Origin of the sequence: Rhodococcus sp. WAY2 (assembly GCF_009859915.1) — a bacterium.
GTDB lineage: Bacteria > Actinomycetota > Actinomycetes > Mycobacteriales > Mycobacteriaceae > Rhodococcus_F > Rhodococcus_F oxybenzonivorans.
In genome coordinates this window covers 6,572,395-6,593,165 of the sequence record NZ_CP046572.1, presented here as the reverse complement: position 1 = coordinate 6,593,165, position 20,771 = coordinate 6,572,395, and the positions used below count along the sequence as shown (strand labels likewise).

At 66.7% G+C, this 20,771-nt stretch carries 21 protein-coding genes; 14 read left to right on the top strand and 7 right to left on the bottom strand.

The window, feature by feature from the left end:
• Nucleotides 1-56: 56 nt before the first annotated feature.
• Genes GFS60_RS29820 through GFS60_RS29805 form a run of 4 tightly spaced genes read left to right on the top strand, consistent with a single transcriptional unit; the run spans nt 57 to nt 3,107 of the window.
• A complete protein-coding gene (locus GFS60_RS29820) occupies nt 57-461 on the top strand; it encodes a TOBE domain-containing protein (RefSeq protein ID WP_159926723.1) in 405 nt (134 codons plus the stop codon).
• Nucleotides 458-1,228 (top strand): molybdate ABC transporter substrate-binding protein, encoded by a 771-nt coding sequence (gene modA / locus GFS60_RS29815; RefSeq protein ID WP_159926721.1) that lies wholly within the window; start codon nt 458-460, stop codon nt 1,226-1,228. Before GFS60_RS29820 ends, modA begins: the two co-directional genes overlap by 4 nt.
• Complete coding sequence (locus GFS60_RS29810; protein ID WP_159926719.1) at nt 1,225-2,031, top strand: ABC transporter permease; 807 nt, start codon at nt 1,225-1,227, stop codon at nt 2,029-2,031. Before modA ends, GFS60_RS29810 begins: the two co-directional genes overlap by 4 nt.
• A complete protein-coding gene (locus GFS60_RS29805) occupies nt 2,028-3,107 on the top strand; it encodes a sulfate/molybdate ABC transporter ATP-binding protein (RefSeq protein ID WP_159926717.1) in 1,080 nt (359 codons plus the stop codon). The genes GFS60_RS29810 and GFS60_RS29805 overlap by 4 nt, the downstream gene beginning before the upstream one ends.
• A 32-nt stretch (nt 3,108-3,139) precedes the next feature.
• Here GFS60_RS29805 and GFS60_RS29800 read toward each other — a convergent pair whose 3' ends face one another.
• Nucleotides 3,140-4,654, bottom strand: a complete 1,515-nt coding sequence (locus tag GFS60_RS29800; RefSeq protein ID WP_159926715.1) for a DUF4185 domain-containing protein — start codon at nt 4,652-4,654, stop codon at nt 3,140-3,142.
• 243 nt (nt 4,655-4,897) lie between these two features.
• On the opposite strand from GFS60_RS29800, the gene GFS60_RS39345 reads away from it, so the two are divergent.
• Together GFS60_RS39345 and GFS60_RS29790 are read left to right on the top strand one after the other, a co-directional pair.
• Nucleotides 4,898-5,353 (top strand): hypothetical protein, encoded by a 456-nt coding sequence (locus tag GFS60_RS39345; RefSeq protein ID WP_236603325.1) that lies wholly within the window; start codon nt 4,898-4,900, stop codon nt 5,351-5,353.
• 71 nt (nt 5,354-5,424) lie between these two features.
• Nucleotides 5,425-5,835, top strand: coding sequence for a PaaI family thioesterase (locus tag GFS60_RS29790; RefSeq protein WP_109334736.1), 411 nt, complete (start codon nt 5,425-5,427; stop codon nt 5,833-5,835).
• Between the two features lie 19 nt (nt 5,836-5,854).
• Here the strand turns inward: GFS60_RS29790 and GFS60_RS29785 are convergent, their stop codons facing one another.
• Entirely contained in the window at nt 5,855-7,162 is a 1,308-nt protein-coding gene (locus tag GFS60_RS29785) for an MFS transporter (protein ID WP_159926713.1), read from the bottom strand.
• Nucleotides 7,163-7,172: 10 nt separating this feature from the next.
• Nucleotides 7,173-8,114 (bottom strand): NAD-dependent epimerase/dehydratase family protein, encoded by a 942-nt coding sequence (locus tag GFS60_RS29780; RefSeq protein WP_159926711.1) that lies wholly within the window; start codon nt 8,112-8,114, stop codon nt 7,173-7,175.
• A gap of 136 nt (nt 8,115-8,250) precedes the next feature.
• Here GFS60_RS29780 and GFS60_RS29775 point away from each other — a divergent pair, with 136 nt between their 5' ends.
• The 3 genes from GFS60_RS29775 (at nt 8,251) to GFS60_RS29765 (ending at nt 9,914) form a co-directional block, all read left to right on the top strand.
• Complete coding sequence (locus tag GFS60_RS29775; RefSeq protein WP_159926709.1) at nt 8,251-8,946, top strand: TetR/AcrR family transcriptional regulator; 696 nt, start codon at nt 8,251-8,253, stop codon at nt 8,944-8,946.
• A gap of 69 nt (nt 8,947-9,015) precedes the next feature.
• Nucleotides 9,016-9,621 (top strand): YqgE/AlgH family protein, encoded by a 606-nt coding sequence (locus GFS60_RS29770; protein WP_109334732.1) that lies wholly within the window; start codon nt 9,016-9,018, stop codon nt 9,619-9,621.
• An 83-nt stretch (nt 9,622-9,704) separates the two neighbouring features.
• Entirely contained in the window at nt 9,705-9,914 is a 210-nt protein-coding gene (locus tag GFS60_RS29765; protein ID WP_109334731.1) for a hypothetical protein, read from the top strand.
• On the opposite strand, the gene GFS60_RS29760 is transcribed toward GFS60_RS29765, so the two are convergent.
• The 3 genes from GFS60_RS29760 to GFS60_RS29750 all read right to left on the bottom strand — a co-directional run bounded on the left by GFS60_RS29760 (nt 9,902) and on the right by GFS60_RS29750 (nt 12,168).
• Entirely contained in the window at nt 9,902-10,684 is a 783-nt protein-coding gene (locus GFS60_RS29760) for a Mut7-C RNAse domain-containing protein (protein WP_159926707.1), read from the bottom strand. The two genes, GFS60_RS29765 and GFS60_RS29760, sit on opposite strands and share 13 nt — an antisense overlap.
• 94 nt (nt 10,685-10,778) lie before the next feature.
• Entirely contained in the window at nt 10,779-11,744 is a 966-nt protein-coding gene (locus GFS60_RS29755) for a DUF1648 domain-containing protein (protein ID WP_159926705.1), read from the bottom strand.
• A gap of 22 nt (nt 11,745-11,766) precedes the next feature.
• On the bottom strand, nt 11,767-12,168 hold the full coding sequence (locus GFS60_RS29750; RefSeq protein ID WP_159926703.1) for an SdpI family protein: 402 nt from the start codon (nt 12,166-12,168) through the stop codon (nt 11,767-11,769).
• A gap of 117 nt (nt 12,169-12,285) precedes the next feature.
• Between GFS60_RS29750 and leuS the strand changes: the two genes are divergently transcribed.
• The 5 genes from leuS to GFS60_RS29725 all read left to right on the top strand — a co-directional run bounded on the left by leuS (nt 12,286) and on the right by GFS60_RS29725 (nt 19,556).
• The gene (gene leuS, locus GFS60_RS29745; RefSeq protein WP_159926701.1) at nt 12,286-15,123 is read left to right on the top strand and encodes a leucine--tRNA ligase; all 2,838 of its coding nucleotides are present in this window, start codon (nt 12,286-12,288) and stop codon (nt 15,121-15,123) included.
• Between the two features lie 119 nt (nt 15,124-15,242).
• Nucleotides 15,243-15,617, top strand: a complete 375-nt coding sequence (locus GFS60_RS29740; RefSeq protein WP_159926699.1) for a nuclear transport factor 2 family protein — start codon at nt 15,243-15,245, stop codon at nt 15,615-15,617.
• Between the two features lie 63 nt (nt 15,618-15,680).
• Complete coding sequence (locus GFS60_RS29735; RefSeq protein WP_159926697.1) at nt 15,681-16,757, top strand: DUF6777 domain-containing protein; 1,077 nt, start codon at nt 15,681-15,683, stop codon at nt 16,755-16,757.
• A 79-nt stretch (nt 16,758-16,836) separates the two neighbouring features.
• Nucleotides 16,837-18,576, top strand: coding sequence for a 3-oxosteroid 1-dehydrogenase (gene kstD, locus GFS60_RS29730; RefSeq protein WP_159926695.1), 1,740 nt, complete (start codon nt 16,837-16,839; stop codon nt 18,574-18,576).
• Entirely contained in the window at nt 18,576-19,556 is a 981-nt protein-coding gene (locus GFS60_RS29725) for an alpha/beta fold hydrolase (RefSeq protein ID WP_159926693.1), read from the top strand. The genes kstD and GFS60_RS29725 overlap by 1 nt, the downstream gene beginning before the upstream one ends.
• A 1-nt stretch (nt 19,557) precedes the next feature.
• Here the strand turns inward: GFS60_RS29725 and GFS60_RS29720 are convergent, their stop codons facing one another.
• Nucleotides 19,558-20,712: a serine hydrolase domain-containing protein gene (locus GFS60_RS29720; protein ID WP_159926691.1), complete on the bottom strand. Its 1,155-nt coding sequence runs from the start codon at nt 20,710-20,712 to the stop codon at nt 19,558-19,560.
• Between the last annotated feature and the right edge of the window lie 59 nt (nt 20,713-20,771).

The window sequence follows — 20,771 nt, the reverse complement described above, 5'->3', positions numbered from 1 at the left end:
TCCGCAAATGCGCGCATACGATGGTCTTTATGACGCATCTGCGGAGTAATGCCTAGATGACGCGCATCCGGATCCGGCAGGCCGCCGAACTGCTCGGCGTCAGCGACGACACCGTCCGGCGGTGGATCGACAACGGCAGCCTCCCCGCCGAGAAAGACGACTCCGGGCGCATGGCCGTCGACGGCGCGGCACTCGCCGAGTTCGCCCGCGCCCACGCGTCCGCGTCGCCGGATCTCCTCGGATCGGGGTCCTCGGCGCGAAATCGGTTCACCGGGATCGTGACGGCCATCGTGTCCGACACGGTGATGTCGCAGGTGGAGCTGCAATGCGGGCCGTTCCGGGTGGTGTCCCTGATGAGCAGCGAAGCGGTACGCGACCTCGGGCTCGAACCCGGGAAGATCGCGGTGGCCGTCGTGAAGTCCACCACGGTCATTGTCGAGACCCCCGTCGAGACCTCATGAAACAGAACCCCAGCCGAGCAGCCGCCGTCATCGCCCTGGCCGTGCTCATCCTCGGGACTCTGTCCGGGTGCGGCTCCGACGACACCGACTCGGGTGCACGGATCACGGTGTTCGCGGCAGCCTCCCTGAAGTCGAGTTTCACCGAACTCGCGGAAAGATTCGAGGCACAGCATCCGGGATCTCGGGTGGAGTTCAGCTTCGCCGGTTCTTCCGATCTGGCAGCCCAGCTGGATCAAGGTGCTCGCGCCGACGTATTCGCGGCCGCAGACCAGCGCAACATGGCCAAGGTGGTCGATGCGGGACTCACTGCGGGTAGTCCTGTCGACTTCGCGACGAACACCCTGACCGTCGTCACCGCACCCGGAAACCCGAAGGGGATTACCACATTCGCCGACCTTGCCCGCCCGGGAACATTGGTGGTCACCTGCGCGCCGCAGGTGCCGTGCGGCTCCGCAACGCAGAAGGTCGAATCGTCGACGGGAGTCGATCTCGCACCGGTCAGTGAAGAGTCGTCGGTGACGGATGTCCTGAACAAGGTGATCGCCGGGCAGGCGGACGCCGGACTGGTGTACGTCACGGACGCGACCGGAGCGGGTGACGCTGTGACGGTGGTGGCCGTACCGGAGGCCGCACAGGCGGTGAACACCTATCCCATAGTTGCTCTTGCCGATTCGGGCGTGCCGGAAACGGCCCGAGAATTCGTCGCGTTCGTCACCGGACCCGACGGCCGGGCAGTTCTTGCCGATGCAGGATTCGGTGAGCCGTGACCCGTTCGGCGCGTACGGTGGTTCCCTCCGGGTTGCCGCGCTGGCTCTTCGTCCCGGCGGCTGTCGGGGGGTTGTTCGTCGTACTGCCGTTGACGGCGATGCTGGCAAGCGTCGACTGGCCTCGATTCGTCGAGTTGGTCACCTCCGAGTCCTCGCTCGCCGCGCTGGAGCTGAGTCTGCGGACTGCTGCCGCCAGCACGGTGCTATGTATCCTCCTCGGTGTGCCGATGGCGTCAGTATTGGCGCGCAGTAGCTTTCGGGGTCTTCCCGTGCTGCGGTCGCTGGTGCTCCTGCCGTTGGTGCTCCCACCCGTCGTGGGCGGAATCGCACTGCTCTACACGTTCGGCCGGAAGGGTCTCATCGGACAGCACCTGGAAGTGGCGGGAATTTCCGTCGCGTTCACCACCACAGCGGTCGTGCTCGCACAAACCTTCGTGGCATTGCCGTTCCTGGTGGTCAGTCTGGAAGGGTCGCTCCGCACGGCGGGCAGGCGATACGAGTCCGCCGCCGCCACACTCGGAGCCGGACCCACGACGGTCTTCCGCCGCGTGACCCTTCCACTGGTGTTGCCGGGGCTGGTCTCCGGCGCCGTGTTGTCGTTCGCGCGGGCACTCGGTGAATTCGGCGCCACCCTGACGTTCGCGGGCAGTCTCGAGGGCGTCACCCGTACCCTTCCGCTGGAGATCTATCTTCAGCGGGAAACGGATGCCGATGCAGCAGTGGCGTTGTCGCTGGTTCTGGTGATCGTCGCGGTGGTCATCGTGGTGGGGTCGCGCGGCTGGGCGTCGAGAGCGGTGCCGTGAGCGGGCTGAGCCTCGATGCGCGGATACAGGGCCGCGACATCGAGATGGCCGTCGACGTCGCGGAGGGTGAGGTTCTGGCCGTCCTCGGCCCGAACGGCGCCGGCAAGTCGACACTGCTGTCCGTCGCCGCCGGACTGATACGGCCCGACACCGGCCGGGTCGAATTGAACGGCCGGGTACTCACCGACACCGACGCCGGGATCGCCGTTCCGCCACATCGCCGGGGAATGGCGCTACTTGCCCAGGAGGCGTTGCTGTTCCCGCATCTCACTGTCGCCGCCAACGTGGCCTTCGCCCCCCGCAGCGCCGGACGGAGTCGCCGGGAAGCGCGGGCCATCGCCCGGCATTGGATGGACGCCGTCGACGCCACGCAGTTCGCCGACCGCAGACCCCACCAGTTGTCGGGTGGGCAGGCCCAACGTGTCGCGGTCGCACGGGCTCTGGCGGCGGACCCTCAGGCGCTTCTGCTCGACGAACCGATGGCCGCTCTGGATGTGGCTGCGGCTCCCGCGTTGCGGGTGCTGCTGCGAAAAGTTCTATGTGAGGAGCATCGGACCGCCGTCGTCGTCACTCACGACGTGCTCGACGCGCTTGCGCTGGCCGACCGCGTCATAGTGGTTGACGGGGGAAGAATCGTCGAGTCGGGGTCCGTGCGCGATGTGCTCTCCCGGCCCCGCAGCTCGTTTGCAGCGCGGATCGCAGGACTCAACCTCGTGGCCGTCTTCGCTACCCCGTCCGGGTTCGAGACCGAGAACGGTGTCCGGATGCACGGCCTGCCCGACGACGACGTGGGAGGCACCGCTCCGGCCGTCGCAGTATTCGCGCCGCATTCGGTGGCCGTCCACCGGCGATCACCGGAAGGCAGTCCCCGCAACGTCTTCGGCGTGACCGTGACCGAAATCGAGGTGCGCGGCCCCATCGTGCGGGTGCGGGCGGTGACTGCCCGTGGCCGGCTGGAACTGAGCGCCGATGTGACAGCAGAATCCGTCGCCGAGCTCGATCTGGTACCCGGACTCGACGTGTTCTTCGTCGTCAAGGCCACCGAGGTGGCAATCCACGCCGTGAGTACTTCTTAACATCGCGTGGTTAACAAGTACTCACGGGTGCGTCAGCGCAGGGACGCGTGCATCAGGTAGACGTTGTAGCTGTCCCACTCCGACATCGTGAAGTACAGGTCCTTGTCCGTGGACCACGGATGGATGAAGCCGCCGTACGCCTTCGGGTAGTCGGCCGTGTCGACGAGGGTGGCTCCGCCGGACCAGACGCCCTGTGGCGACGAGGATTGGCGGAGGATGATCCGCCCGCCGACGGGCTCGAGGTAGCTCATCAGCCACGTGCCGGTGCCGGTGTCGTAGCGAACCGACAGCTCGCTGGCCACCCCACCGACGATCGGGGTCGCGAGATGTTCGGAGACCGGCGTCCATGTTCCGTTCGACCAGTACTGGTACGACGTGGTGTTGAGTACCTGATCGACCGGTACCCGGGCCAGACCAATGGTGCCGATACGCCCGTTCGGAGTGCCGAACATGTACACATAGTCGCCGTGGGGGACCATGGCCGACACCTGGAAACGGGCGCCGAAAATGTTGTGCCACTTGGCGTGCTGATCCTTGGTCCACGTCTGACCGTTGTCGTCGGAGTACGCGATGCCGCCGTAGTTCGTGTACCACATGCCGGGCACCACACTCCACCGTTTCACCGACATGTAGCTCAGGAACTGCCGGTTGCCGATCGTGAACCCCGACGTGGGAATGGTCGTCGTCTCGAAGTTGGGGATGTGCCGGCTGTCGATGATCTCGGCGGCGTGGCAGCGGCTGTCCTGCACCATGCTGTCGATGGTCATGCCGTCGGACAGGTCGGTGTCGGTGCTGTGCCCGAGAACGTTGCTGCGCCAGTCTTCCCCGAAGGCGCCGGGCGGATTCCAGTCCTTACCGAAGGTGTCACCGAAGGCGATGGCCACCTCCCCGGGCTTCGTCTCCCAGATGATGCCGAGGTCCGTGCCGTCCACCTGCCAGCGCTTGTCGGTCCGATTGTCCGAACCGTGGCCCGTCAGCTGCGACACCAGGCGCACGTCACCGACGGCCGGGGTGCCGAGCGCTTCGGTGAGGGAGCCGCGTTCGGCCGGGTTGATCTGCACCGGGGGTGCGGGCTGCGGCGCGGGACCCGGGCCGCCGGGGACGGGGATCGGAATGGTCTCCGGTCGTGGGTCGATTTCGATCTTCGGAATGTGCAGCGCGCTCGACCCGGAGGATCCTGACGAGCCGACCTCCGGCTGGGGTTCCTCGATCTCGTCGGTGAGGTCCGGGCACGGGTCCGCGCACGGGTCGGCGGGTAGGTCTTGTGCCACGCGAGTCTGATCGACGGTAGGGCCGGGGACCGGCACCGGCACGAAATCGGGGTACGGAATCGGGATGGCGATGGTCGGCGGTATCGACGGTAGCAGCGGACCACCGGGAGTCGGGGGCTCCTTGGCCGGGTTGAACCCGGTCTCGCCACAGATGTTCACCGGCAACCACGAATTCGTCTCCGCCGCAGCGGGACCTGCCGAGAACCCGATCGTCGCCGCGATGACGGCGGCGACGCACAACGGTGCTCCGGCAACAAACCAGGACTTCTCGACCACGGGACCCCTCCAGATCGGTGGTCGGAGTCAGGATGGACCGACCTGCACGTTCAGGGCAAAAGGTAACACCCGGTGGCGGCACTCTCGGGTTCAGTGCCCGGCGTGCCCGGTCGCAGTCCGGTCACAGTACGGTGTCACGGTCGCATAGCATTTCGCAGATCGAGGCCACCCGGGATGTGGCGAAGCCCCGGATTTTCCGGCTCCAGCGGAACCGGATGCGGTCGCGCTGCGTCGAATCCTTACATGGACCCTCTCGAGTATTCGTTCGGAACCGGCGCAGAAGCCCCCGCCACCTGGACCTCCCCAGCCGACCTCGATCTGGGTCCGCTCGGCGGTCTGGACGCGGTGCGACTCGACTTCGACGGCGACGGGCTTCTCGACGACGCCATGTGGGACGACAACGGGGACGGGGCGGCCGATCACTCGGTGCTCGACTACGACGCCGGGGACGAAGCCCGCTACTTCACCGACCCCAGCGGCAACGGGACGTGGGACCGCGAGGTGCGGGTGGCCGGCGACCACATCGAACCCGCGTACGACCTGCGTCGCCATCCGGATCCGGTACCCGATCGACGGAATGACGAACCGTCCGACCCGAGCGTGCGCACGGTGGCTTCCGATCCGATTCCCGGTGCCGTGACTGGCGGCGCAGTTCATCTCTGGCGGTCGGAGGTGGCGCTCGGCCACGGCCGCCATTGACGTGGCCCCCGAGATCGGGGAGGGTAAGTTGTGATTTCAAACCCAGTACGGATCGACAAGGAGAATGGACCATGACCGACCTGACCACGTCCGCGGCGAGCGCTTTCGTCGCTGCTGCCGGCCTGGAACTCGACGAGGTATCGGGCACGAAAGTCGTCGGCCACATCGATCTGTCCGCCGAGCACCACACGCCGTGGGGTGTCGTACACGGTGGCGTCTACACGACGGCAGTCGAGAGCGCCGCGAGTATCGGCGCGAGCACGGCAGTGGCAGACCGCGGCCAGTTCGCGGTCGGTGTGCACAACGGCACCGACTTCATCCGGTCCCGCACCGAGGGTCGCGTCGACGTGGTGGCCCTACCGATTCAGCAGGGCCGTATCCAGCAGTTGTGGTCGGTGGTCATCACCGCCTCCGACACCGGCAAAGAGGTGGCCCGTGGACAGGTCCGTCTGCAGAATGTGCCTCTGCCCGGTTCCGGATAGGAGGAGCGTCCAGGACCGCTCAGTGTCGGGCGCGACGTGTGTTGAGTAGGGCAGCGACGAGTCCCAGGGCGTAAAGGGCCGAACCCGCCAGTACCAATTCAAGTGATCGGCCGTCGGGGGCGATCACGAGGGCTGCGGCGGCGATCGACGCGATGAACGCCACGTTGAACACCGTGTCCTGGAGCGCGAACACCTGTCCTCGGCGGTCGTCTTCGATGTCGATCTGCATGGCGGCGTCGCCGCTCAGCTTGATCGACTGCCCGGCGAATCCGAGGACCAGTGCACCCCACAGCAGGGAGGCCTGGGTCAGGGTCGCCGCGAGCGTCGTCTGCGCCGCAAGGGCGAGGATCAACGCGGTGGTGATGGTGCGGGAGCGACCGATCCGCGGAATGGTGAACGGTGTGGAGATCGCGGCGAGCAGCATTCCCGCCGCGGTCGCGCCGACCGCGACACCGAACCCGGCCAGTCCTCCCGGTAGGGAACCGGCTCTGGACGTGTCTCGCAGCACGAGGACCATGATCAGCGTGTTGGCGCCGAACACGATCCGATGCGTGCCGATGCCGATCATGGCGGTGGTGACGCCCGGGGACCGCCACACGGCCACGGCTCCGTTGCGCAGTCCCGAGGCGACGGCACGGACCACCCCGTAATCCGCTCGTTCGTCCGCGTGTGGGCCGAGAAGCCGACGATGGAATCGGGACGCCGCGAGAGCGGCTACCGCGGAACCGACCGCGGCGGCGGCGACGGCGATACCGGACCCGCGGTCGCCTGCGCCCGCGACACCGATGATGGCGACGGATGTTGTGGCTCCGAGGGCGGACACGACCGAACCGGTGGTGGTGAGCACGGAGTTGGTGGCGACCAGCCACGATTTGTGGACCACGCGCGGTAGCGCGGCGGAGACGCCGGCGAGTACGAACCTACTGACACCGATGGCGGCGAGGGCGAGGAGAAGGATCGGGAACTCACCGGCCCCGGACCCCAGAAGGGCGGCGGTCACCAGAATCAGCACTCCGCGTAGAACATTGGCCCACAGCAGCACAGTCCGGCGATCCCAGCGGTCGAGGAGTGCCCCCGCGTAGGGTCCGATCACCGAGTAAGGGAGCAGCAATACCGCGAAGCCGGCAGCGATCGCCAGCGGGTCGGTCTCGCGCTCGGGATTGAACAGGATGGCGCCACCCAGCGCTGCCTGAAACATTCCGTCGCCGAACTGGCTGGCGAATCGCACGGTCGCAAGCCGGGCCAGCCCGGGCGACCTGCGCAGGGTGTGCGCGGTACGACGCCACGCCTCCCGTCGTCCTCGGGGGTTCCCGAGCTGTTTCGCCATTCACGGGACCTTATCCGGCCTGCGCGAGGGACCTCTCCCGCCACCACTGGACGGTCTGCTCTGCGGCCTCGGGCAGTGGCGTCGGCTTCAACCCGAGGCGCTCCTCGCTGGCACTCGAATCCATGACGAACGGGTTCTCGAACTGGTACATCATCTCCGCCAGCTCGCGGGAACCCTCGTGGAGGCGGCCCGCCGCTCGGAGAACCCATCCCGGGAGAGCGCTCACCTTCGGCGCCGGCACCCCCGCTGCATCGGCGTAAGCCTGGACCATCTGCCGCTGGGTCACCGCGGGGGCCGTCGGTGCGTGCAACACGGAGTTCCACAGGTCGCGGTCGTGTGCGGCGACGATCATCGCCGCCGCGAGGTCGGGGACGAAGGTGAAGGAGTGGGGCGTGTCGGCAGAGCCGAGGACGCGCATCGTCTTGCCGGCGAGCACGACCGGGACCATGCGTTCACCGGCGTGAGCGCTGAGTACCTGCGGACCGAAGAAGTCGGAGGCGACGACACTGACGGTGGGGGTCGAGGAGGCGGCGCGAGCGTCGAGCAGCCGGGCACGGATTCCGCGCTTTCCCGTCGTGGCGGTGCGCGGCGTGGTTTCGGTCAAGGGCTGCTGTTCGGTGTCGTAGGAATAGAGGCTTTCCGGGAACACGACCACCGCGCCGACCTCTCCCGCCGCCTCCAGAACGGTGTGCTCCGCCGCGGGGAGGGTGCGCTCCCACGCCTCGGCAGTATAGGCGGCATGAATGCAGTGGTAGACGGCGGCGGCACCCTCGAAAGCTGCACGTACGGCCGAGGGGTCGGATACGTCGACCGCCCGTCGCTCGATCAGCGGGTGTTCCGGACCGCTTCCGGAGCGGGTGAGCACGCGGACGCGTCGCCCCTGTTCTGCGAGTTGCTGTGCCACTGTCGCGCCGACGGGTCCCGCGCCGGTGACGATTTCGGTGTTCGACATTTCTGCTCCCGGTGTGTGTGATGCCCAGTTTGGAGAGCACCGCTCTCTGTTTGAAGAATGCGCCCGTATGAGCGCAAAGTCAAGAGCGCTGCTCTCGTTTGTTGACACCGCTCTCCGCGATCGGCACCCTGGACCCATGCCGGCAACACCACGGGAACGTGCCCGAGAGCAGACGTTGCAGGACATCACCCGAATCGGCCGCGAACAGCTGGCCGTCGTCGGCGCCGCGGCACTGTCGTTGCGAGCGGTGGCCCGGGACCTCGGAGTCGTCTCGTCCGCCGTGTATCGGTACGTGAAGAGCCGCGACGAACTGCTGACCCTGCTCGTCGTCGACGGATACAACGAGCTCGGGGACGAGGTGGACGCCGCAGTCGCGTCTGCGCAGCACCCGCGACAGCAGTTCCTGGCCCTCGGCCGCGCGGTGCGGGCGTGGGCTCTGCGTGAGCCGGCGCGCTACGGACTACTGTTCGGCAGCCCGGTTCCCGGCTACGACGCCCCCGGCGAACAGACCACGAGGCCCGGAACCCGGGTCATCTACGCGCTGGTCCGCATCTTCGACGGTGCTTACCGCTCGGGCCTTCTCGACGCCGACGCGTCCGCCCCCGTCGACGCCGGTCTTGCCGCCGATCTCGACCGGATTCGCGCGGAGCTCGGCCTCACTACTCCCGACCACTTGCTCGCCCGCGGGGTGCTGGTGTGGTCGAGCCTGTTCGGTGCGGTGAACTTCGAGGTCTTCGGTCAATACGGGACGGATACGTTCACCGATCCGGCTGCCCTGTTCGAACACCATCTCGCCGTGCTCGCCGACACTGCCGGGCTCCCGCCCGCCTGAATTCGTGCGAACCGGACGCAGCTCGCGTCCTGGGACACATCACTCTCGCCGCGGTGGGATGATGTTCGGGTGGCGCACGCAGAAGAACCCGAGGATCGAATGGCGTCGACGGAACCGGTGGTCCGCCCGGGGAGCTTGTTGGTCTCGTCCACCGATCTGGTCGAGCCCGCATTCCGTCGCACCGTGATTTATGTGATCGAACACAACGAGGCCGGGAGCCTCGGCGTGGTCATCAACCGCCCCAGCGAGACCGCGGTGCAGGAGGTGCTGCCACAGTGGGCACCGCTCGCCGCCCGCCCCGCCGCGCTCTATGTCGGTGGTCCCGTCAAGCGTGACGCCGCGCTGTGCCTGGCCACCCTGCGGACCGGTGCGCTCATCGACGGGGTCGCGGGACTGCGCCGGGTGCACGGCCGCGTCGTGATGGTCGATCTCGACTCCGACCCCGAGGTCATCGCACCCCTGGTGGAAGGTGTCCGCATCTTCGCCGGTTACTCGGGCTGGACGTTCGGGCAGCTCGACTCGGAGCTGCAGCGTGACGACTGGATGGTGGTGTCCGCGCTGCCGTCGGACGTCGTGGCACCGGCCCGCATCGACGTCTGGGCCCAGGTCCTGCGACGTCAGCCTCTTCCTCTCGCCCTGTTGGCCACTCACCCGATCGACGTCGAGCGCAACTGAGCCGACACACCTCGAGCACGTCCCGGGGTCTGTCGGAGACGGGTGGTATCAACAGAGCAGGACGAAGTAAGGAGGCAGCAGACGTGAACAGACCATGCGGACGTTGCGAGACGGCACTCGACCACTGCCACGGAACGTTGATCGTGCACAGCCGGCGCGGCATCGAGTGCACCGACGAGTCGTGCGTCGAGCTGTCCGAGGTTCGCCATACCCTGATCATCGACTGCGAGGAACTCGGCGACGGATGCTTCTGCACCGCGGAGTTCACTGCCGAACTGCGTCACGCCTCCTGAGGAATCGGCCCCAGATCCACGCCCACCTCGTGCAGGCGACGGCGTAACCGGGAAAGGTGGCTGCCCGGCCAGTACAGATGGCCGCAGTTCCGGCACCGACTGAAGTCGCGCTCCCGTTCGGCCACTCCGGGCGGCACCTCGAGGCGTGCCTCCTCCCAAGACACCGTGGTCAAGGTCCCATTGCACCCCGCGCATCGGGTGAACGGCGCGATCCGTGCGTGGAGGTCGAAGCGGTCCAGTACTTCCCGTAGCTGGCGGCGTGGATCGGTCTCGTGCAGGAAGGCGCCGTGGGTCACTGCCGCACGCTTGAGGAGGCCGGTGTCGCGGGTGAGGACGATCCGGTGCTCGGACACCGAAATCTCGACCAGTTCGGTGTCGTCGAAGTCGTTGCGGTACCGGGTGTCGAAGCCGAGTAACCGGAGATAGCCGGCGAGCCGGCCGAGATGCACGTCGAGGACGAACGAAGATTCGCGTAACGGTCGCGGTCGCAGTCGAGTGAGACCCGTGATATCGACGCGTTCGAACACGGGATACACCGTGACCCGTTCGCCCCCGACGAGGCGGTGCGCGAAGTCGACCGAGACCTGGTCGACGAGCACGAGATCCACTTCGGTGTGCGGCACGCCCAGCGCTTCGATGCGGTCCTTCACCGAGGGTGTGCCGATGAAGTAATGCGCGAATGTGCGCTTCCGCGACTCCGGCGCGAGGAAGTCGTTCAGCTCCTCGTAGAAGCGGAACTCGCACTGGCGAAGCGGTTCAGGCATCGGCATTCACGTCCTGAGGCCACAGTACTGGGCGACTCCTCGCGATCGCGCGTGTGCCGTCACCCTGCAACCGGTCGATGACGACTGTCGACCCGGGCGCTCACCCCCGCCGTCGGTCGGCGAATGCGTTGAGGACCCCGGCCATGTCCCCGGCTTCCGCGGTGGTGACGGTCAATCGGTCACCGCACGCGGTGGTGACGATCACCGCGGGCCCGGTGCGGGTGACGACGCCGTAGTTTCGCGGCCCCTTCACCTTCAACCCCCACCCACCGAAGTCGTCGAAGGGTTTGACCACGTCGACGCGTGCACCCTCGATCTCGTCGATGCCGTAGTCGAGGGCGGTCATGCCCATGTTGATCACTCGGATGCCGTCCTCGTCCACGATGACGCGGAAGCGCAGGAGGCTGACGATCAACAGCCCGACGGGAACGAACACGGCGAGCGGCCACCAGCCGCCGGAAATGCGGCAGACGACGAGTGCGGGGACGACGCCGAGCAGGAGTAGCAGGATTCCGGACCCCGCTGTCCCGAAACCCACGGAGGCGGACACTGCGGCGGGTGCGGCGGCCCGGGGCAGGGTGACGTCGGGCCGATGTGTGGCCGAGACCCGGCGACGGTAGTCCCGCAGACACGCCGCGCCGATCATTCCCACACCGGCGCCGAGTACGGTCCCGGCGCCGAGGGACCACAGCGGAAGCACGGTATCGGCCGGATCGGTGACGTCGAGTTGGACGGCGAGTATCACCACGTGCACGGTGCTGACCATCCCGACCACAGACAACCCGACGACGAGCATGGTGCGGCGCATCATGAGCAAGGCCGGCGCGAGGGCGGCAACGGCGGCGCAGCCACCGCCGAAGAGGACCGTCACGAGAGCGAACGTCCAGGCACTGGACATCGGGGTGGCGAAACCGTCCGGCGAGGTGGTGGTCCAATGCGTGGCGATTTCCGCGGGTAGCCGGGGTTTCCACAGCTTGGCCAGGAGCACGCCGGACAACGCGGCGACCACGGGCAGGATCACACCGAAGACGGCTCCGGCGGGGTCGACGATTTTCGAACTGGGCACCGGGTGGGCCGTCTGCAGCCGATCAGGACGGCTGGCAGGCGTCCTTGAGCGAGCAGGCTCCACAGGAGTTGCCGCAGGCACCGGTGTCGGCGGCGGGGACGGCTGCCGCGGCGCGGGCACCGAGCGATCCGCCAGTACCCGCGGTGAGCGCGGCAGCGACGACGCTGACCAGGAGGGCGCCGATCCCGATGACTCCACCGACCAGAATTCCGGCGACACCACCGATGATCAGCAGCCCGGCCGCGGCGAGAAGCGTGGGGCCGGCGACCTTGTTCGCTAGGGCGAAGGCGTCGTCGTCGCGCAGTGTCTCGGCGGTCCGGACACCCGCCCACCGGTTGCGCGGCAGACGTTCGGTGAGGCCGGCCAGGGCGACGCCGGCAACGGCGACGGCGAGGACGAACAGCACGACGGAGGCAATCAACACGACACCAGGATACGGCGCACCCGGATGCGCAGGTGAGTCCGGGTGGGGTGAGGCTCTACCCTGGTTGACGGTATTCCTCTCCATCCACGAATGTCAGCCAAGTAGATAGCGACCACAGTGACCGAGCACGCGCAGCCCGCCAACCCGTCCGACGCGACCCCGCAGCACCGCTACACCGCGGAACTCGCCGGCCAGATCGAGCAGCGCTGGCAGGACCGATGGAGCGCGGAGGGCACCTTCGACGCGCCCAACCCGGTCGGCCCGCTGGCAGGCCCGGTTCCCGCCGACAAGCTGTTCGTGCAGGACATGTTCCCGTACCCGTCGGGGACGGGTCTGCACGTGGGGCACCCCCTCGGCTACATCGCCACCGACGTGTTCGCCCGCTACCACCGGATGCAGGGCCACAACGTGCTGCACACGCTCGGGTACGACGCTTTCGGTCTGCCGGCGGAGCAGTACGCGGTGCAGACGGGCACGCATCCGCGGGCCACCACCGAGGCGAACATCATCAACATGAAGCGCCAGCTCCGGCGTCTCGGCCTCGGGCACGACGAGCGGCGCACGTTCGCGACCACCGACGTCGACTTCTACCACTGGACGCAGTGGATCTTCCTGCAGATTCATGACGCCTGGTTCGACAAGAAGGCAGGAAAGGCCCGGCGCATTTCCGAGCTCGAGGCGGAGTTCGCCTCGGGTGAGCGCACCGTGGAGGACGGGCGGGACTGGCAGTCGTTGTCGGTCTCCGAGAAGGAAGCCGTCCTCGACTCCTACCGGCTCGTGTACCACTCGGATTCGATGGTCAACTGGTGCCCGGGTCTGGGCACTGTCCTGGCCAACGAGGAGGTGACAGCGGATGGCCGCAGCGACCGCGGCAACTTCCCCGTGTTCCGGAAGCACCTGCAGCAGTGGATGATGCGGATCACCGCCTACGCCGACCGCCTCGTCGACGACCTCGAGTACCTGGATTGGCCCGAGAAGGTCAAGGCCATGCAGCGCAACTGGATCGGACGCTCGCACGGTGCGCAGGTGAAGTTCCAGGCCGACAGTCACGAGATCGAGGTGTTCACGACTCGTCCGGACACGCTGTTCGGTGCCACCTACGTGACGCTGGCGCCGGAGCACGACCTCGTCGACGAGCTCGTTGCCGCCGAGTGGCCCGAGGGCGTCGATCCGCGATGGACCGGCGGTGCGGCCAACCCGGCCGAAGCCGTTGCGGCGTACCGAAAGTCGATTGCGGCCAAGTCGGATCTGGAGCGTCAGGAATACAAGGAGAAGACGGGTGTCTTCCTCGGCACCTACGCGGTGAACCCCGTCAACGGGCGCGAGCTGCCGGTGTTCATCGCCGACTACGTCCTCACCGGATACGGCACGGGCGCCATCATGGCGGTCCCCGGCCATGATCATCGCGACTACGAGTTCGCGACCGAGTTCGGTCTCGACATCGTCGAGGTGATCTCCGGTGGCGACCTCACGAAGGACGCGTACACCGGCGACGGCACCATCGTGAATTCGGACTTCCTGAACGGAATGACCGTCGCCGACGCCAAGAGGGTCATCACCGAGCGCCTCGAGGCGGACGGCACCGGCAAGGGCACTATCCAGTACAAGCTGCGCGACTGGCTGTTCGCCCGTCAGCGGTACTGGGGTGAGCCCTTCCCGATCGTGTACGACGCCGACGGCAATGCGCACGCACTGCCGGATTCCATGCTGCCGGTGGAACTTCCGGAGGTCGAGGACTACGCTCCCGTGTCCTTCGATCCCGACGACGCCTCCTCGGAGCCCTCTCCCCCGCTGGCGAAGGCTGTCGACTGGGTCAACGTCGAACTCGACCTCGGGGACGGGCTGCAGACGTACCGCCGCGACACCAACGTGATGCCACAGTGGGCGGGCAGTTCGTGGTACCAGCTGCGCTACATCGACCCGACCAACCAGGACACGTTCTGCGACAAGGAGAACGAGCAGTACTGGACGGGTCCGCGACCGGAGATCCACGGACCGAACGATCCCGGCGGCGTCGACCTGTACGTCGGCGGTGTGGAGCACGCTGTGCTGCACCTGCTGTACTCGCGGTTCTGGCACAAGGTGCTGTTCGACCTCGGCTACGTCAGCTCGAGCGAGCCGTACCGCCGCCTGTACAACCAGGGCTACATCCAGGCCTACGCCTACACCGATGCGCGCGGGGTGTACGTGCCGGCCGACGAGGTGGAGGAGAAGGACGGCAAGTTCTTCTATCAGGGCGCGGAGGTCAACCGCGAGTACGGCAAAATGGGCAAGAGCCTCAAGAACTCCGTGTCGCCGGACGAGATCTGTGAGGAGTACGGGGCCGACACCCTCCGGGTGTACGAGATGTCGATGGGCCCGCTGGATACGTCGCGTCCGTGGGCGACCAAGGACGTCGTCGGTGCTCAGCGTTTCCTGCAGCGCGCCTGGCGTGTGGTGGTCGACGAGGAGTCCGGCGCCGTGCGGGTCACGGACGACGCCCCCTCCGAGGACACCCTGCGCGCGCTGAACAAGGCGATCGCCGGGGTGAGCGACGACTACACGGCGCTGCGGGACAACACCGCGGCGGCCAAGCTGATCGAGTACACCAACCATCTCACCAAGGCCTACCCCGGCGGTGCCCCTCACTCCGCGGTGGAGCCCTTGGTGCTCATGCTCGCGCCGCTGGCCCCGCACCTCGCGGAGGAGCTGTGGTCGCGGCTCGGCCACGAGAAGTCGCTGGCCCACGGCCCCTTCCCGGTGGCCGAGGAGAAGTGGCTGGTGGAGGACACCGTCGAGTACCCGATCCAGGTGAACGGCAAGGTCCGCAGCCGAGTGACGGTGGCGGCCGACGCGTCACGCGAGGAGATCGAGAAGATCGCGCTCGCCGACGAGAAGATCGTGGCACTGCTGGACGGCAAGGACCCGCGCAAGGTGATCGTCGTCCCGGGGAAGATGGTCAATATCGTCCTCTGACGTCCTCCGCACCCGTGAGCACTTCTTAACACTCCGTGGTTGAGAAGTGCTCACGAGTTCTCTGTTTCCGCTACTGTCTCGAATAGAACACGTTCTAGTCGACTTCAGGAGCATTTGCCATGGCACCGTCCGCAGAAGACATCCGTAAGACCGTCGAGAGGTACGTCGCGGTGGTGGCCACGGGCACCGTCGATGACGTGCTGGCGCTCTATGCCGACGGTGCGATCGTGGAAGATCCGGTGGGTACCGACCCGCGCACCACGGTGGAGTCGATCCGCGAGTTCTACGGGATGCTCGAGGCGCTACAGCAGACCAGCGAACTGCACACGCTGAGGATCGCCGGAAACACAGCGGCCTTCCACTTCTCGCTGGTCACCGAACTGGGCGAGCAGAAGCTCGAGATAGCGCCGATCGATGTGATGACCTTCGACGACGACGGCAAGATCACGACGATGAAGGCGTACTGGTCGCAGGAGGACATGGTCACGCGCTGACACGCGCACGACCACAGCGGGATTACCGCCCGGTCGAGCGGAAACTGTGCTTACGATGTCGGTGTGGCCACCGACGACGCCGGGCCGGCCGCAAGGGGTGCCCGACGCAGAGCAGTCGCACGTGCAGGTACGCGCTTCCGGCGCGCGCCGCGTCACTGGCTGGTCGTAGCGGGTGTCGTCGCCGCCACGGTGATGGTGGCCTGCTCCTCCGGGTCTGAGGTCAGGACCGTCTCCGTCGAGCTCAACGGCGCTATGGACGACGGGTATCCCTGGACCCAGGTGCTGCTGCCGCCGCAGACGCCCACCACCGTTCCGTACGGTCCCGCCGGCACCGAGCTGCCCACCGAGGGCGGCACCGGCGGCATCCGAGTGGTGGGTGACCGCACGGGTCTCTACGGGGGAAGCCCGGACCGGTTGCTGTGCGACCGGCAGAAGCTCGTCGACGACCTCGAACGTGACAACGCCCGAATGACGGCATGGTCCGGCGTATTCGACGTCGCCGACGTGCGGAGTTACGTACGGACGCTGACGCCGGTTTTGCTTCGCGCGGATACCCGGGTCACCGACCACGGGTTCGAGGGGGGCCGGGCGCAGCCGGTCCAATCAGTTCTCGAGGCCGGGACGATCGTTCTGGTCGACGACCACGGCGTGCCGCGGGTTCGGTGTGTACAAGGCAGCCCTCTCCTGGCCCCCATCCTCGGCGAGAATTCGGAAATGCAGGGTGACCCGTGGCCGAATTTTCAGGAGGATCGGCTTTTGGTAGTGCAGCCGTCGAACCTCGCAATGAACGACATCGCCGTCGTGGACTTGATGACCGGAGGCCTTACTCCCGTTCCGGTCGGTGCGGGACCGGGGCAGCCCGCGGAGCGCCCGCGGCCGCCGGCGCCGGTGATCTCCGAAGCCCCTGTCGTCGATTCGCCGCCGATCGCGGTGCAGCAGGCCGCGCCACGTCCTGCCCCGGCTACGGTTGCACCGCCACCGCCACCGCCACCGCCACCGCCCCCGCCACCCCCACCGCCGCCTCCCCCACCACCGCCGCAGGTCGAATTGCCACCGCCTCCGGCCCCCGCGCCGTTGCCGCAGCCGCAGATCCGGGTGCAGATTCCAGGCATGCCTCTCCTGGTCATTCCCATTCCCTAGGGATCGGAAGTGACGCCACCCTTGATCTATGGTGGAACGTGTTCTAGTTTTGGTACTTCACGTACCGATAGGGAGCCGTATGACCACATCAGGGGACAACCACGCCATCCTCCCCGCGAAGGAATCGGTGGACCAGAGCTTCGACGTGGTCGTGGTCGGATCGGGCGCTGCCGGAATGAGTGCGGCGATCACCGCGGCCGCGCGCGGACTGAAAGTCGTGATCGTCGAGAAGTCGCCGTATTGGGGCGGATCCACGTCCCGATCCGGTGGCGGAGTGTGGATTCCGGGAAACACGGTGCTCCAACGTGATGCTCCCCCCGACGATCTCGAGGCTGCCCGCACGTACGTGCGCAGCATCGTCGGACCGGTCGTCGATCCCGAGCGGATCGACACCTACATCGACAGAGGGCCGGAAGCACTCCAGTTCCTGATCGACCACAGTCCGCTGAAGTTGGAATGGGTGAAGAACTACTCCGACTACTACCCGGAGGCACCGGGTGGGCTGGCTACCGGTCGCTCGTGTGAGCCCGTGCCGTTCGATGCGCGCGCACTCGGCGACGACCTCGACACCCTGCATCCGCCGTACAGCAAGACCCCGCTGAACGTCGTCGTGAAGCAGTCGGATTATCGCTGGCTGAGTACGGGATTCCGGACTTGGCGCGGACCGGTTCGGATGGTGCGGGTCGGGCTGCGCAGTATGGTCGCGAAGGCGCGGCGACAGCACCTGATCGGCATGGGTGCGGCCCTGATGGCGGAACTCCTGCTCGGGGTCCGCCAAGCAGGTATTCCCCTGCGGCTGAACACCGAGCTGACCGATCTGGTCACCGAGAACGGCCGCGTGGTCGGGGTGGTCGTGAAGTCGAACGAGCAGACCACGACGCTGCGTGCGGGGCACGGTGTCGTCCTGGCGTGCGGTGGATTCGACAACAATGCTGAGATGCGACGTAAGTACCAGCGAGAGCCGATCGGTTCCGACTGGACCACCGGGGCACCGTCGAATACGGGCGACGGGATCAATGCGGCGCTGAAACTCGGTGCCGGGGTGAGCTTCATGAGCGACGCGTGGTGGGGTCCGAGCATTCCGCTGCCCAAGGGACCGTGGTTCGCCCTGGCCGAGCGGTCGCTGCCGCGCAGCATCATGGTCAACGACCGCGGCGAGCGGTTCATGAACGAGTCGCTGCCGTATGTCGAGGCGGTCCACCGCATGTATGGCGGTGAGTACGGGCAGGGCGACGGCCCGGGTGAGAACATCCCCGCCTGGTTGATCTTCGACCAGACCTACCGGGACCGGTACCTCTTCGCCAGTGTCACGGCGCGTGCGCCGCTTCCCAGGAAATGGCTCGACAGCGGGGCGATCGTCAAGGCGTCCACTCTCGAGGGTCTTGCCGAGAAGATCGGTGTCCCCGTGGACCGTTTCACCGCCACCGTCGAACGGTTCAACGGGTTCGCCCGCCGGGGTGTGGACGAGGACTTCCACCGTGGTGAGAGCAAATACGACCACTACTACGGCGACATCAGCAACAAACCCAACCCGAGCCTGGGCGAGTTGACCAAGGGCCCGTTCTACGCGGCCAAGATGGTCCCGGGCGATCTGGGTACGAAGGGCGGCATCAACACCGACACGGCGGGGCGAGCACTTCGCGAAGACGGAACCGTCATCGAGGGACTCTATGCGGCGGGAAACACGAGCGCACCGGTCATGGGACACACCTATGCGGGACCGGGAGCAACGATCGGGCCTGCGCTGGTCTTCGGCTATCTCGCGGCACTCGACATCGCGGAGAGGGCGCGGTCGATGGCAGGCACGTCCGGAGAGTGATGTCCGAACGCGAGGTCGTGGTCGACGGATTCCGATGGAGTTTCAGCGATCTGGGCGCAGGACCGCCGGTGGTGATGTGCCACGGATTCCCGGGACTCGGGTTCAGTTATCGCCATCAGAGTCGCGCGCTCGCCGAGTCCGGCTTCAGGGCTCTCGCGCCGGACATGCCCGGGTACGGTCGCACGGACACTCCCGTCACCATCGGTGATTACACGAACGATCGCGTGGCCGACCAACTCGTCGGCCTCCTCGACACACTCGGTGAGGATCGAGCGGTATTCGTCGGCCACGACTTCGGCGCCCCGGTCGCGTGGACGCTCGCTCTCCGCCACCCCGAGAGGGTGTCGGGGCTGGTGCTCCTGGCGGTGCCCTATGCGCCCGACCGCTTCCCCGCCCGACCATCCGAGTTGTATGCGGCGGTGGCGCGCAAGCACTTTCTGCACATCCACTACTTTCAGGAACCCGGTGTCGCGGATCGGGAACTCGACGCCGACCCTCGCCGATTCCTGCACAGGCTGTTCTACGCACTCTCGGGCGACTATCACTACCTCGACATCTGGCAGCACCCGTCCGAGGGGAACGGCTACCTCGAGGTGTTGCCACACGCGCCGCCGTTGCCGTGGTCGTGGTTGTCGGAGGCCGAATTCGACTACTACGCAGACATATTCAGCGCTGCCGGATTTACCGGCGGCCTCAATTGGTACCGGGCGTATGACGCGAACTGGGAACGCAGCGTGGACCTCGATGGCGCCCCCATCGAGGTTCCGACGCTGTTCATCGCCGGCGCCCGTGATCCCGTCCTCGCGATGAGCGGTTCGGCGGCACTCGACCGCATGCGGGCGGCCGTTCCCGACCTGCGGGGCGTGCATTTACTGGAGGGCGCCGGGCATTTCGTTCAGCAGGAGCGGCCCACCGAGGTGAACGAGCTCCTGCTGAATTTCGTGACCGACGTGGACGCCACCGGGTCGGCGGGCGACTAGACTAGTTGCGTAGAGCATTGATGACGGCTCGAATGAAGGCGCCCGTTTCGTGATCGTGGTTGGTGGATTCGCTGTCGGTTGTCCTGTAGGTCCGGTTGGATGACAGCTTCACGACCGTTGCATTCGCTGTCGGGTCGACGTAGACGAATTGGTTGTAGACACCGATCGCGCTGAACTCGCCGTGATCTCCGGCCGGAATCCACCACTGGTAGCCGTATCCGAACTCGAATCGGTGTGTGCCGACGATTGGCTGCCCCGGCTGAAGGTAGGGGGCGTCCGGAACCACGGAGTCGCGCACCCACTGCTCCGGGACGACTTGGTTGCCGTGCCATTCGCCGCCGTTGCGGTACAGCTCGCCGAGCTTGGCGAAATCCCGGGCGGTCATGTTCAGCCCCGCGAACGCGACCTCCATTCCGGCGGCGTCGAGCAGCCATGCGCCGGGAGAGGTCATACCGAGGGGTTCGTACAGTTTTTCCTGCATGTAGTCGGTGAGCGAGCGGTTGGTCGCGCGGACCACCAACGAGGCGAGTGCTTGGGTGTCACCGGAGTTGTAGCGGCACAACGTTCCCGGTTCGTTTTCGCGAATCACGCCGGCGACGAAGTCGTCGAGGGTGCCTACGCCAGCCATCGCGGCGTTGAGCTGGAAGACATCTGAGGTGGGGTCGCTGTAGTCTTCGTTCCACCGCGCCCCGGAGGACATCTGCAGGACGTTTCTGATCGAGACGCCGTCGTACGCGGACCCCGGATGGACCGGCACGTAGTCACTGATGGGATCGTCGATGCTCTTGATGTGGCCCTCTGCAACGGCGATACCGACCAGCGCGGACACGAAGCTCTTCGCCACAGACATCGAGATCCACGGCACCTCGGGGCCACCGGTGAGCGCGTATCGCTCGTGGCGAATGACGCCGTCCTCGAGGACGAGCAGCGCTGTGGTGTCAGTTTCGACGAAGAAGTCTTCGAACGACTTCGTCTCGCCGGCGAACTCGTAGGTGTCCGGAAGGTCGATCGTGTCGCCGGTGCGCCACTGGTGTGGCGTCGATGATGGGGTGAGCTCGCGGGTCGGCAGCAAACTTCCCAGTCGGCAGAAGTTGTCGTGCTGCGGGGCGCCGGTGAACAGGCCCAACTCCGCCAGGGTGCTGGTTTGATCGGTCATGGTCGTCCTCAGTTCGTTGGTGGTGGCGCGGTGATCTTCGGATGTGCGCCAAGTCGATT

Bases quoted from the DNA above. Each gene is read 5' to 3' on its own strand.
- GFS60_RS29790 (WP_109334736.1), top strand. From the start codon at position 5,425: ATGACCGACCTGACCACGTCCGCGGCGAGCGCTTTCGTCGCTGCTGCC.
- GFS60_RS29785 (WP_159926713.1), bottom strand. From the start codon at position 7,162: ATGGCGAAACAGCTCGGGAACCCCCGAGGACGACGGGAGGCGTGGCGT.
- GFS60_RS29725 (WP_159926693.1), top strand. From the start codon at position 18,576: ATGTCCGAACGCGAGGTCGTGGTCGACGGATTCCGATGGAGTTTCAGC.
- GFS60_RS29740 (WP_159926699.1), top strand. From the start codon at position 15,243: ATGGCACCGTCCGCAGAAGACATCCGTAAGACCGTCGAGAGGTACGTC.
- GFS60_RS29720 (WP_159926691.1), bottom strand. From the start codon at position 20,712: ATGACCGATCAAACCAGCACCCTGGCGGAGTTGGGCCTGTTCACCGGC.
- GFS60_RS39345 (WP_236603325.1), top strand. From the start codon at position 4,898: ATGGACCCTCTCGAGTATTCGTTCGGAACCGGCGCAGAAGCCCCCGCC.
- GFS60_RS29775 (WP_159926709.1), top strand. From the start codon at position 8,251: ATGCCGGCAACACCACGGGAACGTGCCCGAGAGCAGACGTTGCAGGAC.
- GFS60_RS29760 (WP_159926707.1), bottom strand. From the start codon at position 10,684: ATGCCGATGCCTGAACCGCTTCGCCAGTGCGAGTTCCGCTTCTACGAG.
- GFS60_RS29780 (WP_159926711.1), bottom strand. From the start codon at position 8,114: ATGTCGAACACCGAAATCGTCACCGGCGCGGGACCCGTCGGCGCGACA.
- modA (WP_159926721.1), top strand. From the start codon at position 458: ATGAAACAGAACCCCAGCCGAGCAGCCGCCGTCATCGCCCTGGCCGTG.
- kstD (WP_159926695.1), top strand. From the start codon at position 16,837: ATGACCACATCAGGGGACAACCACGCCATCCTCCCCGCGAAGGAATCG.
- GFS60_RS29820 (WP_159926723.1), top strand. From the start codon at position 57: ATGACGCGCATCCGGATCCGGCAGGCCGCCGAACTGCTCGGCGTCAGC.